This is a genomic window from Aeromicrobium sp. 9AM (assembly GCF_902506105.1).
Lineage (GTDB): Bacteria > Actinomycetota > Actinomycetes > Propionibacteriales > Nocardioidaceae > Aeromicrobium.
In genome coordinates, this window is record NZ_LR733303.1 from 248486 (window position 1) to 260992 (window position 12507).

Consider the following 12507-nt stretch of genomic DNA (forward strand, 5'->3'; position numbering starts at 1 on the left):
CGCATTACATGACAGGTGTGTTCATTCCTGGCGGCGTCGCGAGTTTTGTCATCCAAAGGTGGGGTGCGGGGGCCGGCATCCGGCCGCGCGGACGCTTTCCAGGTGCGCGGGACTGGTCGAGTCACTCGGTCGCGTGTGGTCCGCGAGCTGGAGTGAACCTTGAGTCCAACAGTGCTGTGAAGGAGTAGATAGCGGGCGCTTTGATGTTCAGTTCGGGGTCATTCTTGATGAGGATGTCTTCGGACCCGAAAAGCTCACCGGTCTTGCTGCTGATGATGAGGACTTTGCGGAATTGTGGCGAGTCCTGGGGAAGGAGGGAGATGCCAACGCCGTTGCGTCCAGCTCGGTCTTTGACCGTGCCCAGGGACCGTAACGTTCGTTCGCTCGCTAAGACCTCCCACAACTTGGCCGCGACCTTCGGTGGCACGACGTACTGGGTGTAGAGGCCCCAGACCTGTTGAAACAGGCATGAAGCACGAGCCGCGCTGGGGGTCCGTACTTCGCATTCGCCGGCGTCCATCAGTGACTTGCGGACTTGCGACACTGGACCGTCGAGGTCTCGAACGAACGATGCTTTCAACCCGCTGGGCGGGTAGGTCTCGTTCATGAGGTTCTGGACGGTCTTCGGGGGTTGGGTGTTCAGGCCGCGACCGTCGGGTGACAAGGGTGTTCCTGACTGTTCCTGGACGCGAACCGACCCGTCGGGCCTGAACCAGGACTGGCGCCGTTTGGGAATGAGTTGCGCCGCTTGGGTTGCTTCGAGGCTGGCAAACCAGTTGTCGCTCAGGATGTACTGGGTGTCGCCGGTTCCAAGCTGACGGGTGTTGGCTTGGGCGGCCTTCGCCAAAGACAGCAGATCGTTCTGCGCGGGTTTGCCGGGCGCGAACGCGATGTTGCTGGCGTTCGCGAACTCATAGTCCAGAACCGGAGGGCTGGCGGCTGTTGCCGCGTGTTCCTGCCAGGGCGCAACAGAGACTGTGATGACGCCGGCTACTGCCGCCGCTGCCGCGGCCATCCGAATGATGAGCTTGCGGCGCGGCCGGTGGGCCGCAAGCTCATCAGGTTTGTCGTGTGGGGTGGACGAACGTGACTTGACCCGGGCGAGCATGTCTTCGGCACTGGTTGGTTCTATCCCGACGGCCTCGTGTGTCACCTCGCCGGGCATGCCGAGCGCTTCGGCTTCGGCCCGGAGCAGGTCCAGCTCATCCGCGCCCGGGTTGCGGGCGTCTTCGCGCGTCATGAGGCCCCCTTTCCGATGCTCGGCTCTGACTCGTCCGCGAGTGCTTGCAAGGTTTTGATGCGTGCGCGTAGTCGGGACACGCGGGTTGTGAATGTGCCTACAGAGATGGAGAGCATCGCAGACGCTTGTTCGCGGGACACCCCTTTCATGAATGCCACATCGAACAGGTCCCGCTCCAGAGCACTCAGTTGTTGGTAGATCCAGTGACCAACCGCGGACTCGACCACAGAGTCCGAAACGTCTGCAGTGACGGCGGGGCGAGGACGGAAGTCGTGCGCGAAGCGGCTGTCGTGATGTTTGCGGTGGAACCTGTCTGACTCCTGCAAGATCTTGTACCGACAGATCGTGAACACCCAACCGACCCGCCCGTCCGGGTCGGTTGGGCATTCGTCGCGTTTGTCCCAGACGGTTTCGAAGGTCAGCGCGACGGCGTCGTCGGCGGCTTGGGGCGAGAGCCGGCGTGCAGCAAATGAGAAGAGTCGGCCACTCATCTGGCGATACAGAGCGGTGAACTCCTCTTCCTCCACCCGTTGATCTTACCGGCGAGCACATGCTGGACTAGCAGTTCGTGATCGTTGCGAGGTAGACGGCTTTGGCGTTGTCCTGCCAGCCCGACAGGCTGCTTGCGCGGTCGCCCGGGTCCAGGCACACGTAGCTGCCGGACCCGTCAGTTGTCGAGTGCAGCCAAGTGCGCTTGGACCGATGGTTGTAGTACGACTCGACCGTTGAGAGACCGATGGCCTTGTAGGACCCTGTCGCGTTGATCTTCTTGATCGTGCCGCTGTAGTTCGGTTGACTCCACAGGCACATGTAGCCGCTCGGACAGTCCCCGATGGCTGCGTCGGCTGGACCGGCTGACAGGAGATTGGCCGCAGCCACTGCGGTGAGGATGGTTGCTGACGTGAGGATTCTTGGTGTCTTCATGACACCAGATCCCGCTCAAATGGCAGTGATTACCGGCGTCTCATCCGTGTAAGAACATGCTCGGAAGGTGGAAATCTGGAGCAGTGCCTGAAGCAGAGTGCGACCGGAACACTGAGCCGTAGCCCGCTGACGATGGCATGTAATCGCTGACGCTCTGGGTGGACTAGCAGGGTGAGGCAGAACAGAAATACGTGACCGTGGTGTGCCGCCTTACCCAAGCGAGACGATTAGACCGAGGAGCGCGAGCATGATGGTTGCGTTGATCATCCCGAGGACGGTGAGCGTCGCCATGCGCGTGCCTCGGGTCAATTTCCGCTGGCGAAGCCGGACGTCGACAGACCAGAGAAGTTCGGCGCCGAGATGAGCGCTCGCGACGAGAACCGCAGCCGTAGCCAACGCCCCAACTACGGGCGGAAGTGTGAGGTTTTCGACGATGTGAAGGTGCATGGTGGTGACAGTCCTGCAGGTGTGGGAAGCGGCAACGATTCGCGCTCGGATGTGACTGGCGCCTGTGGTGGGACAGACTCTGGCTGGTGGACACGTACACCGCCATGGCCCGATAGATGGTTGGTCCCGCTCCACTACGCGAGTTTGAGCAGCGGCGCAGTGATGGGCTATATGGCGGGGCCGCCGAGTAGTTGGGCCTCGAACATGGAAGGGGCAGGGTGGGGGCCGTCGGCGCTGTTGGTCATCGCCGTTTGGGTCGCTTTGGACAGGTGGAAAGACCACTTGGTGGGCGCGGGCAGCGACTGGTTCAAGTTCGTTGCCGAACTGGCAGGTTTGTCATTACCGATGGTGGTGGTTGGGGCGGCGATGTCGATCTCAGTACGGAGGGCGGTTGAGAGCGGCGATGGCAGGTTTGTTGCTGGTGCGGTTGCCCTTGGGTGTTCAGCTTTGATCGGCATCTTCGCTTGGTCGTTCGTTGCTCAGCGTCGTGGCCGGCGCCGTGCGTCTGAAGAATCTGCTACTTGACCGTGACGGTCGAGCTGGTTGTGGAGTACGAGCCTGTGCCAACGGAGTTGACCGCGCGCACCCTGAACTTGACCTTTTTGCCCTTCTTGAGCGACTTCCAGGTGTACGTCCTGGCAGATGCGCTGATCTTTCGGACGGAGCCGGTACTGGACCAGATTTCGTAGCGTTTGATGGGCGAGTAGTTGGTGGCCGGTGCGCGCCACGAAATTGTCACTTTGCCTTTACCGGCGGTGACGCGGGGTTTCGCCACGGCGCCGGGTTTCGTCGCGGCCAGGACGCTGACCGTTGCTGATGGCGCGCTTTGGCCGGCGTCACTTCGCGCAACCACGACGAACTGGTACCGCTTTCCCGGGGTCAGCCCGGTGACCTGTGCGGTTGTGGAGCTGGCCAACTGCTCAGTCCCGGTGGTGATGTTCTTGACCACGTAGCTGGTGACGTCGAACGCTGATGAGTTCGCTGGCTGCACCCACGACAGGTTCGCTCTCCGGTCACCGACGACAGCCTTGGCGATTGGTGCGCTGGGTGGCACATCGACCGCGAGGGGTTTCGACCAGCCGGTTGAGCTGTCGCCAATGTTTGTCACCGCGATGACGCCGAACTCGTACCGGCCCCCGAGCGGGACGGGGACGGTGACCGAGTCCTGGTCTGCTCCGACGGTGGCAAGGTGCTGGTTTCCCGCGAAGACCTTGTACTCGGTGACCGTGACGCCGTTGACGTGTGAGGGTATCCAGTTGACGTTCACGTCCCCGTCGCCCAAGTGCTCCGCGGTGACCGCACCAGGTACGAGGGTTGCGTTGGTCGTGTTGACGTCGCGAATGATGACGTCGCTGGCGCCGACTGCGTTGATGGCTCTGACGGTGACGGTGTACGGGAACTGGTCACGGAGCCCCGTGAATGTGTACGTCGTTGCGCCCGGTCCCACCTCTGCTGTGCGGATGGTGTCGTTGAGGGGTTCTCTGAGGGTCAGTGAGTAGCCGAGGACCGGGGAGCCGCCGTCTGTCGCGGGCGGTGACCAGAGAGCGGAGATGGACCGGGTCGTTCCGATGGCTATGACGCCCCATGGTGCGTTCGGCCGTAGTGCTGGGGTGCCTGCTGGGATGTCGTCGAGGACGGGTTCGACCGGCACGATGGTGGTGCGTCCGATTTGGTTGCGGGAGTCGTTGATTTCGTCCAAGATCTCTGCCGAGTTTGTGGTGAACCAGTAGTTCCCGGTTGCGTCCACTGGGCTGGTCCCGGCCGAGTCGATGACTTTGCCCAACGTCCGCTCGAACGTGTTGCCGTGAACTTGGACGCGGTTGCCCAAAGTGTCGGTGCTCTTGATGAGGACCGCTGAGGCTGACGTGCGGCCACGGAATCGGTTGCCGTCAATGATGGCTGCGCTGCTGGGTGTGCTGGTGGATGTGTAGGTGAAGGTGAATCCGCCGAACTGGTCGAATGCGTTGTTCTTGGCAGTGAACGCTTTCGGCTGCCGGACGCTTGAGCTGCTGGAGATGTCTTGGATGTTGGAGTTCTGCAGGGAGTAGGTGGCGTTGGCGCTGGGGGAGTAGAACAGCGAACCGAAGCCAGTGATCTTTGCGTGGTTGACGTCGATGCGTGCGGCCGCGGACGCGACCCGTGCGAAGTAGCCGGCGCTGCCCCGAAGTTCGACGGGCGCCTCTCTGGACCCTCCAACGTCCAGAGTTCCGGCGACCAGGAAGCCGTCAGTGGCCCAGGGGGAGATGACCACGGTTCCGGGCTCGAGAGTGAGGGCGACGCCAGCATCCACTTGGACTGTTGTTTCCAAACGGTAGGGGCTACCGGCAGCAGTCCATGTGGTGTCCGTGGAGATTTTGCCGTTGCTAATGATGGTGCCGGTGTCGGGCTCAGCGGCGGAGGCTTGTTCTGCCATCACGGGTGCTGCGGCCAATGTTGCGAGTGCTGCGAGCAGGGCAATGCCCCTGCGCAAGATGTTCACTGTGCTTCCGTCCCCTGGGTGTCGCGCGATTGCGCTCCTAAGGGTAGGCAGTTCCTTCGCGGGGCGTGTGCGAAATGGACCACTCGCAAACGCCATGCTCGAGCGGGTAGAACGTGGCAGAGGTCCGAGTAATCGAGTGCCGGTCAACATCACCAACGCAGCGGTCCTAATTCGGATGCGCACAGCGGTGCGCGCCTGTTGGAGTGTAGACCTCTACACGCAGTGTGGTGGTGAGATGCCTTCTCGTCGTCACAATCGCGCAGGTGCGAGGGACGGCATCATCTCCGCGGAGCTACAAGCCGCGTTGCTGAGGGAATGTCACCAGCTCGGCTCCATCGTGGAAGCGGTGGAAAGAGTTCAGGCCCTCAACGACTTCTTCGCTCAGCTCGATTTCGAGCTGGAACAGTTCGCAGACGTGCGCCTGGATGCGGTCGCAGAACTGCGTGGGCGAGGGTGGTCCTATGACCGCATTGCGAGTGAGACGAAACTGAGCAAGTCTCGAGTCGCGCAGCTCTCAAGGGCGGCTCGTCGAGCGCCTTAACGTCGATCCTGTCTCCGCGCGGACGGCGGCCGGTCGGAAGGTCATTGTTGCCCCGCCAGCGGGGCTGAGCCCCTGTTGTTGGTTCAGCCGTCGCACGGCTTCGCGGACGTACGGTAAGACGTCGTGCCCTGCCAGACGTACCGGTGACCGTCGTCGTCGGTGTACCGCACCCGCAGTGGGCCGGCGGTGGCACCGGCCTTGGTCTTGACACCGGCGATGAACGACACCGTCCGGGTGTGCCCGCCGGGCACGGTTGCGTCGTTGCCCTTGGGTGCCTTGTCGAATGCTGATTGCACGTCGGCCTCGGCCGCGTCCAGCTTGGGTGGCCACCCGTTGCGGGCACCGACCAGGGTCTGGTCGGACGAGTCGGGAATGAGCATGACCTTGGTGCCCAGCAACTTCATGCCCTTGGTGTCGGTCAACCGGATGCTGGTGATCGTCAGCTTGCGGTCCGACGTGTTCTTGGTGACCTCGACCCCCAGCGTCAAGAGCCCGTCAGCGGGTTGTTGAAGGCACACCACGGCCTTGTCCGGGTACGTCTCCAGCGGTCCGTCCGTCTTGGGCTTGTCGTCGGACCCGCCGCACGCGGTCAGGCCGACCAGGAGCGCGACTGCTGCCAGGGGCCGGTGCCAGGTCACTTCGGTTTCGCGATCAGCACCTGGGGAGACCCCGTCGGGTAGGCACTGCGCCCGCATAGCTTCCCGTCCTTCGTGAATGTGACGGACTGGCTGACCTTGGAGCTGTAACCGGACTGGGCGCTGAGCTCGACCACGGTCATGCCAGAGTTCGACACGCCTCCGCTGAACTTGTACGCCTTCGAGCTGGTCTTGGACAGCCCGGACCCCTTCTCGTACGGGGTGCACTTCTTGGCCGAGGGAAGGGTCCGGTTCAGGGTGCTGGTGCCCCCGCGCCAGCCGACGGGCTCAATTTTGAACACGTCCGAGCACGTCCACCCGGCAGTGCAGGTCACGTACTGGCGCTTCTGGTAGTGGAACAAGGTCCGGTACTTCACGCTCTTCTTGCCGGTGCGGGTGCCGAAGTTGATGGTCGAGGACGACGACCGGCTCCGGGTCCCGGATGCCTTGAACGTGCCCTTTTTGCCGGTCGACGAGACCGCGACACCCAGGCTGGACGATGCGGACTTGGTGTAGGAGAACTTCGCTTTCACGTACGCGGTGGTGGACGCCCACTGGCCGACGTACGCCCACCGGGACCCGTAGTCCTTGACGACGCTGATGGACGTGGACATCTGGGTGACGTCACGCCCGTCTGCGTTGCTCGAGGCGGACTTCTGCACCGTTTGCGCGCTCGAGCTGCCCAGGTTGAACGACACGGTCGCGGGGGAGCCGGTCACCGCACCGTCGGCTGCGGCAGCGCGGGCAGCGTCGGCCGAGTACGACTTGGCGGCGTCCACGGCAACGAGGCGGGCTGGGCCGGCGGACGTGTCGAGCTGGCGTTGGAAGTCGGTCGTCTGGACGCGGGAGCCGTCTTGCGCGACGGCGGTGAACGTGACGATGCCGGCCGGGTCGGCCAGCGTGGCGGTGTCGAAGGAGGCCGGCACCGCGATTGTGTATCGACCGTTGTTGTCGGCGGTCGCGGATCCGACCAGGGGCATGGTGGCGGTCGCGCCTTGCTTGAGGTTGTTGCTCGCTTGGGCTTCGGCGAACACGGCAACCTTGGCTCCGGCGGCTGGGGACCCAGCCGCGCCAACGACAGTGCCGCTGACCAGCGCTTCGGTCGGTGTCGCTGCTCCGGCCGCGACGGTGTTGGCGCCTATCAGCAAGGTGCTGAGCAGCAGGGTGGACGGTACGACTCGCTTCATCACTGTTCCCCCGAATGTGATGTGAAATGACTTTTGCAACGGGTTGTCAGAATTGCACATCGGCCCCGCTTTTGTCAGTAGGCAAGATTGAGGCATTTGGCCAAATATTCGGGAGCACTCCGCGGGTGGGTAGACCTCTGTACACGCCTCGACGATGTCTGATAGAAACGACACGTGCAGAAGATGCGGGCAGAAGCGAAAGCCGCGAAACTGGAGCTCACTCCGGCATGGGTCGGCGCCCTGACGAGTCTTGCCGACCGCGTACAGCGGGAGTCGGACCCCGCCGTTGCCATCCGCTCGGTCAACCGCACCTTGCGAATGATGCCCTGTGTTCTCCAGCGCCTGGCCGCCATTCGCATACTGGCGGTGGGAAGGCTGCGAGTCAACGGGCTCAGCTATGGCGACATTGCAACCGCCACAGGTCTGAGTAAGAGTCGCGTCGCTCAATTGTCGGCCGCTGCCACTCGCGCCTCACATGCGAACGGGTGACACGCGTATGCCGTGTCAATGCGGGAGCGGTGACTTCGTCTATGGTGTAGACCTCTGCACGATGGAGGCATCGTGACTCGCGATCGGCATCGAAATCATCACCCCTTCTCGCCTCGGCCGCATCAATCCGGGCGCAACCGCTCGAACGAGCGGCCCGTGGCGCCTTCGGACGCGGATCTGGACAGTCTGGGCGCCGGCCATCCTGGGTTTGACCTGTTCGTCTTTGACCAGGGTGCGTACTGGGCTGACGAAGCCGGTACCAGGTACCGCATCGATTTGATGAGCGCGGACGAACGTCGAGAACTGATTCATTGGCTGTCTCGGCATGCGGGTCACTTCTATGTTCAGGTGCTGGCGCGTGAACTCCTCGCGATGCTGCGCGAGGCGCCGGGCACCCTTCCACCCATGACACAGGAGTCCGCTGAGCAGTGGTTGAGAGCGACGCCGTTGGTGAGGGCTCTTGAGCACCATTCGGCCGGGGGAGCGCCATGACGGGGCGGTGGCGTAAGGCCGCATGCGCAGGTCCTGTCTGGAGTGCGTGGTTATGTAGTGGTCTACACCAGTGGTGGCCCAATGTGTCCGCCCGTCGTACCTACCGGTCTAGGGTGATGTTGTGCGTAGAACTTTTGGCTCGAGGCCACCTCGCGAATGGCTCATCAGCGGGTCGTGGCCGGACGGAGAGTTCGACCCCGACGCACCTGAGGTACTGGCTCACGCGGTTGCGGTCTCGGTCGCGTTGGCGGCTGCGCTCAAGGGGCGCAACAAATCGGAGGTTGCGCAGGCTGCTGACATCCGGCGTTCGACTTTGTACGACATTCTGGCGGGGAACACGTGGGCGGACATGGTCACGTTGGCCAAACTCGAGTCGTGCCTGGGCACGGCGCTGTGGCCGCGTGAGCCGGCACCGGAGCTCCGACGCCCGACCGGATAGTCAGTCAGGCTCCGCCCTGGACTGGCTTCGTAGTCTGCGTGGGACGACCTCGAGGGCGGCAAGTCGTCAACTGGAACATCGGGTTCGAACGGACCGTGTTGATGGCTGACGACAACGCGGGCGACGGGCTCGAAGCGGGTGCCGATGAAGGCGAAGTCGCTCCCAGTGCTTTGGTTCAGCGACTGGGCCCGTTCTGGACTCCCGAACACACCAGCCAAGCGTTGGAAATGTCTGGCGTTGAGGAGTTAGAACAAGCCATCGCGGCGGGCCGGGTCTTGGGACTGCAGACCTCAGATGGGGCACTCGTCGTACCAGTCTTCCAATTCGAGTCCATCGAGGGTCGGGTCCGCGTGCGGCCACACTTGGACATCGTCATGACCCGTCTCCGCTCGTGCGACTCCTGGTCCGTGGCGCTGCTCATCCGCGATACCCCGATGCCAGAACTAGGCGGGCTGACCGTCATCGAAGCTGCCGCTCAAGGCCGCGTCGCAGACCTACAAGCGTTCGCAAATGTCGTACACAGCGAGTGGGGCGACCCCTTCTGACACCCGACTTCGAGGAGGGTGGCGCCCCTCAGGTCAGGTCTACGACCGAAGCACCGTCGGCAGCACGCTGAACCGCTTCGGTGCCGCCAATGGCGGCAGACTTCGACTCGTACGCCTCGCTGCTGGCGACAACCTCGCCATTGCGTGCTTTGAGACGGAACCGGAACTTGCCGGCGCTGTCGGTGAACACCTCGAATTTTCCGGCCATGCTCAACTCCCATGCGGTAGCGCGGTGAAGCTTGAGACGACCGTAGCGGCACCTCGCCACTTTGACGAGCCCCCACCATTCAGCCCGGTCTCCGAACAGCACGGAGACGCCCGACCAACCTGCCGGACGGTCGCGTCACCCGGACTCTTGACGTCTGCGAGCTGGTCCGGACCGTCTGGGGAGTCTCGTCCCCTACCCGCAAGGACCCGCCATGTCTGTTCTGGACACCGCCATTTACACCATGTCCGTACGAGTTTCCGGTCCAGTGGACCAGCTCGTGAAGTTCAAAGAGCTCCTCGAAGCTGCAACCCACGACGACGTCATCGACTTTCGCCGCCTCGCGCACTTCAGCATGCAATACGTGCAAACGGGCGTATTCGACGCCACACATGTCAGCCTTCCACCGAGCGGTGAGGGGCCAGTTGTGGCGCGCTCATTGGAGGTGCCGGAGTTCCGGGACTCCGAGGACCGAGGTCGGGAACTCTTCTGGATTGCTGCCACCAACGACAATCCGCGAGAGGTCATGTCTGCCATCTCTGAGTGGTTTTGGGACTTGCAGTTCCTGTGCGACTGGGGCTACAACTTTTACCCGGCACCTGCTGATGGTGTTTCGGTGTTCACTGAAGGGTCGGAAATCCTGTTGTGACCCTGGCCAGATTGGCGCGACGCCCCAGCTCGCGACCGCCGAGCTGGGGCGACTCTCGATGGCCCGACTCGCGGCGAACTGAGTATTGACGAACCGAAGATGCGCCTGAGGCGCGTCGTTGGGTGGCTTGCCGGCGCTCGGTGTCGGTCAGATGCTTCTCGGAGAGAACGTGAATGTGGTGTCCCCGAATTCGTCCTCATCGACAGGTGATTCCGCGAGGAGCTGTTGGACCGCGTCTGCAAGTTCTGGACAGGTGAAAAGGGGCTGGGGCTCGCGTCCGGCGGGACGTGCCTGCGGCAAGGTGCTCATGGACCGGAACTGTCCCGGCCCGTCGCCGTTACGCCACGATTGACGCTGACTGTGGCGCGCTCCTTGCGCATCGCAGAACTGGTGCGTGGCCTGGCGAGTCTGAACCCTTGCGTTTGGCGGTCGTTACGCTGACAAGATGTCCTCTCGAACCCCGTTTCGCTGTCCCTTTTGTGGCGAGGCGGGCGTCAAGACCCGCGAGCACGTATGGGCTCAGTGGATGCGGAAGTCGGTAGGTGCCCAACAACTGCTCAAGGGCGCAACAGGGCGGCGCGTGCCGGTTGCTGTAGGTGACCTGCAGATAGACGAACGCGGGAAGTATCAACTCGTAGAGCGCGACATCGTTCGAGTCGCCGAACTGCTGCCTCACGTCACCATCGACGTTTGTCTAGGCTGCAATGGCGGTTGGATGAAGCGGCTTGAGGACGATGCCAAGACGTTGATGGGCCCCTGGTCCGCGGCGGGTTGGCCTATTCAGCTTGACCAAGATGCGCAAACCGCACTAGCCGTGTGGGCTACGAAGTCCTGGATGGCTTACGCGCTGATCCACCAGCGAGACGAAGGGCCGTTCACGAGTGATGAGCGACGGGCCATGGTCAGCGAACCTGGGCCCCTTGCGCGAACGCGGATCTGGGTGGTGCATTCTGACGCGCCGACAGCGTGGGTAGGAATGGGGCTACACCCAACTCTTATGAAGCCGTCGGATGAGGTTCCAGACGTCACAACAGAAATGGACAATGCAGGATTTGGCTTCCTCGCATACAACGAACTGGCCTTTTTCATGGCCATCGCGCCAGAGCCGAAGTCCCCACTGCTCGATTTCGTTGAGGAGGACATGGACTCCAATGGTTTCGCGAAACGAATTTGGCCTGCGTCTGCTCCGACAAGTTTTCCCCAGCACTGCGCGCCGGCGCCCGTCATGTCCGACCTTCTCGCGATCCCGGGCAACTTTCACCGGGCTACAGGCTTGCCCGTTGTAGGTCTGGGCAAAACAGAACTCGAAGATGTGCGTCGGGCGTACGAGGCCGGTGCTGACGCTTTCCAGATCCGCGCCGTTTGGCAACCCGAGTCTCTGGCTCGACTCGAACGAAAGCGCATCTCGGATGACCCTGATGGGTACGCCAAGACGTGGCGGCCGTACAAGGTTCTGGGCGGCATTGAATGGCACGGCGGACGCTTCGAGGCCGCAGTCGAGCACTACCGAACCGCGCAACGTTTTGGTGCAACCGTTCAAGACATCGGCTCACAACTTTGCGACGCGCTGATGTTCGCCGGAGAGTTCGCGAAAGCTCAGCGCGTGTGCGATGAGGTGATGTCTGAGGGCCGCAATGAATGGCGGGATGTCTTCCGCGACGCCATTCTTTATGAAGTCGTCGAAGAACTCGGACTGAAGCGACAAAAGCGCCGGCGGCGTCGAGAAGACGTGACGATGACTGTCAGCGACGAGGCAATTCGTGTAGCCAAGCGCTATTTGCGCAGGTCAGATGCATTGGACGTCGTGTCGTGGAGCGTTCTCGCCCACGATGTGCGCCCAGACACCAGATTGAGCACCGTCATGGCGAGCGCCTACTTGGGTGATTCAGTAATGCCGTGGTTCGGGCTCAGTTGCGAAGTGGTGCCACTTTCGCCCGGGGAACCCCTACGTGACGCGGTATCTGAAGGACTGGCGGACTCTGCGACGGTGGTAGCCGAGTTGCTGCGGCTATTCGATGAATCGGCTGATGACGACCTCCTCGAGGTGCGGCAATTCGTTGAAGAGTCTTCGCATCGCACAGCTGATAGTTGAGACCTCGAGTCACGAGAGCCACCCACCCATCGTGGTCGCGACCACGGCCGGTGTCTAAGTTTCGGTCGAGCCGGTTGAGCTGTGATTCGCAGATGCGGGTTGTTCAAGGAGTGGGACGTAGTGGGTGGTTGCTGTGGTGGGTT

General features: G+C 62.5%; 13 protein-coding genes. 6 read left to right on the plus strand and 7 right to left on the minus strand.

Annotated elements, in window-relative coordinates; translation table 11 throughout:
• Positions 1-121 precede the first annotated feature (121 nt).
• The 6 genes from BOSE46_RS01245 to BOSE46_RS01270 form a co-directional block, all read right to left on the minus strand.
• On the minus strand, positions 122-1240 hold the full coding sequence (locus BOSE46_RS01245) for a CU044_5270 family protein (RefSeq protein WP_159537495.1): 1119 nt from the start codon (positions 1238-1240) through the stop codon (positions 122-124).
• Complete coding sequence (locus BOSE46_RS01250; protein WP_159537497.1) at positions 1237-1767, minus strand: RNA polymerase sigma factor; 531 nt, start codon at positions 1765-1767, stop codon at positions 1237-1239. The genes BOSE46_RS01245 and BOSE46_RS01250 overlap by 4 nt, the downstream gene beginning before the upstream one ends.
• Before the next feature lie 31 nt (positions 1768-1798).
• On the minus strand, positions 1799-2164 hold the full coding sequence (locus BOSE46_RS01255) for a peptidase inhibitor family I36 protein (protein WP_159537499.1): 366 nt from the start codon (positions 2162-2164) through the stop codon (positions 1799-1801).
• 964 nt (positions 2165-3128) lie between these two features.
• On the minus strand, positions 3129-5024 hold the full coding sequence (locus BOSE46_RS01260; protein WP_159537501.1) for a fibronectin type III domain-containing protein: 1896 nt from the start codon (positions 5022-5024) through the stop codon (positions 3129-3131).
• A 690-nt stretch (positions 5025-5714) separates the two neighbouring features.
• Positions 5715-6269 carry a hypothetical protein gene (locus BOSE46_RS01265; RefSeq protein WP_159537503.1) on the minus strand — a complete coding sequence of 185 codons (555 nt, stop codon included), beginning with the start codon at positions 6267-6269 and terminating at the stop codon, positions 5715-5717.
• Positions 6266-7453, minus strand: coding sequence for a hypothetical protein (locus BOSE46_RS01270; protein WP_159537505.1), 1188 nt, complete (start codon positions 7451-7453; stop codon positions 6266-6268). Before BOSE46_RS01270 ends, BOSE46_RS01265 begins: the two co-directional genes overlap by 4 nt.
• Before the next feature lie 174 nt (positions 7454-7627).
• Here BOSE46_RS01270 and BOSE46_RS01275 point away from each other — a divergent pair, with 174 nt between their 5' ends.
• The 4 genes from BOSE46_RS01275 (at position 7628) to BOSE46_RS01290 (ending at position 9418) form a co-directional block, all read left to right on the plus strand.
• The gene (locus BOSE46_RS01275) at positions 7628-7942 is read left to right on the plus strand and encodes a hypothetical protein (RefSeq protein WP_159537507.1); all 315 of its coding nucleotides are present in this window, start codon (positions 7628-7630) and stop codon (positions 7940-7942) included.
• A gap of 156 nt (positions 7943-8098) precedes the next feature.
• Positions 8099-8434 (plus strand): hypothetical protein, encoded by a 336-nt coding sequence (locus tag BOSE46_RS01280; protein WP_236551577.1) that lies wholly within the window; start codon positions 8099-8101, stop codon positions 8432-8434.
• Positions 8435-8555: 121 nt separating this feature from the next.
• On the plus strand, positions 8556-8873 hold the full coding sequence (locus tag BOSE46_RS21640; RefSeq protein WP_159537511.1) for a helix-turn-helix transcriptional regulator: 318 nt from the start codon (positions 8556-8558) through the stop codon (positions 8871-8873).
• 101 nt (positions 8874-8974) lie between these two features.
• A complete protein-coding gene (locus tag BOSE46_RS01290; protein ID WP_159537513.1) occupies positions 8975-9418 on the plus strand; it encodes a hypothetical protein in 444 nt (147 codons plus the stop codon).
• Between the two features lie 28 nt (positions 9419-9446).
• Here the strand turns inward: BOSE46_RS01290 and BOSE46_RS01295 are convergent, their stop codons facing one another.
• Positions 9447-9626, minus strand: a complete 180-nt coding sequence (locus BOSE46_RS01295) for a DUF1508 domain-containing protein (protein WP_159537515.1) — start codon at positions 9624-9626, stop codon at positions 9447-9449.
• Between the two features lie 211 nt (positions 9627-9837).
• Here BOSE46_RS01295 and BOSE46_RS01300 point away from each other — a divergent pair, with 211 nt between their 5' ends.
• Both BOSE46_RS01300 and BOSE46_RS01305 read left to right on the plus strand, forming a co-directional pair.
• On the plus strand, positions 9838-10272 hold the full coding sequence (locus BOSE46_RS01300) for a hypothetical protein (protein WP_159537517.1): 435 nt from the start codon (positions 9838-9840) through the stop codon (positions 10270-10272).
• Between the two features lie 445 nt (positions 10273-10717).
• On the plus strand, positions 10718-12364 hold the full coding sequence (locus tag BOSE46_RS01305; protein WP_159537519.1) for a hypothetical protein: 1647 nt from the start codon (positions 10718-10720) through the stop codon (positions 12362-12364).
• Positions 12365-12507: the final 143 nt, after the last annotated feature.

Excerpts from the sequence above, each read along its gene's own strand:
- BOSE46_RS01260 (WP_159537501.1), bottom strand. The coding sequence starts at position 5,024 with ATGGCAGAACAAGCCTCCGCCGCTGAGCCCGACACCGGCACCATCATT.
- BOSE46_RS01270 (WP_159537505.1), bottom strand. The coding sequence starts at position 7,453 with ATGAAGCGAGTCGTACCGTCCACCCTGCTGCTCAGCACCTTGCTGATA.
- BOSE46_RS01295 (WP_159537515.1), bottom strand. The coding sequence starts at position 9,626 with ATGGCCGGAAAATTCGAGGTGTTCACCGACAGCGCCGGCAAGTTCCGG.
- BOSE46_RS01300 (WP_159537517.1), top strand. The coding sequence starts at position 9,838 with ATGTCTGTTCTGGACACCGCCATTTACACCATGTCCGTACGAGTTTCC.
- BOSE46_RS01290 (WP_159537513.1), top strand. The coding sequence starts at position 8,975 with ATGGCTGACGACAACGCGGGCGACGGGCTCGAAGCGGGTGCCGATGAA.
- BOSE46_RS01245 (WP_159537495.1), bottom strand. The coding sequence starts at position 1,240 with ATGACGCGCGAAGACGCCCGCAACCCGGGCGCGGATGAGCTGGACCTG.
- BOSE46_RS01305 (WP_159537519.1), top strand. The coding sequence starts at position 10,718 with ATGTCCTCTCGAACCCCGTTTCGCTGTCCCTTTTGTGGCGAGGCGGGC.
- BOSE46_RS01255 (WP_159537499.1), bottom strand. The coding sequence starts at position 2,164 with ATGAAGACACCAAGAATCCTCACGTCAGCAACCATCCTCACCGCAGTG.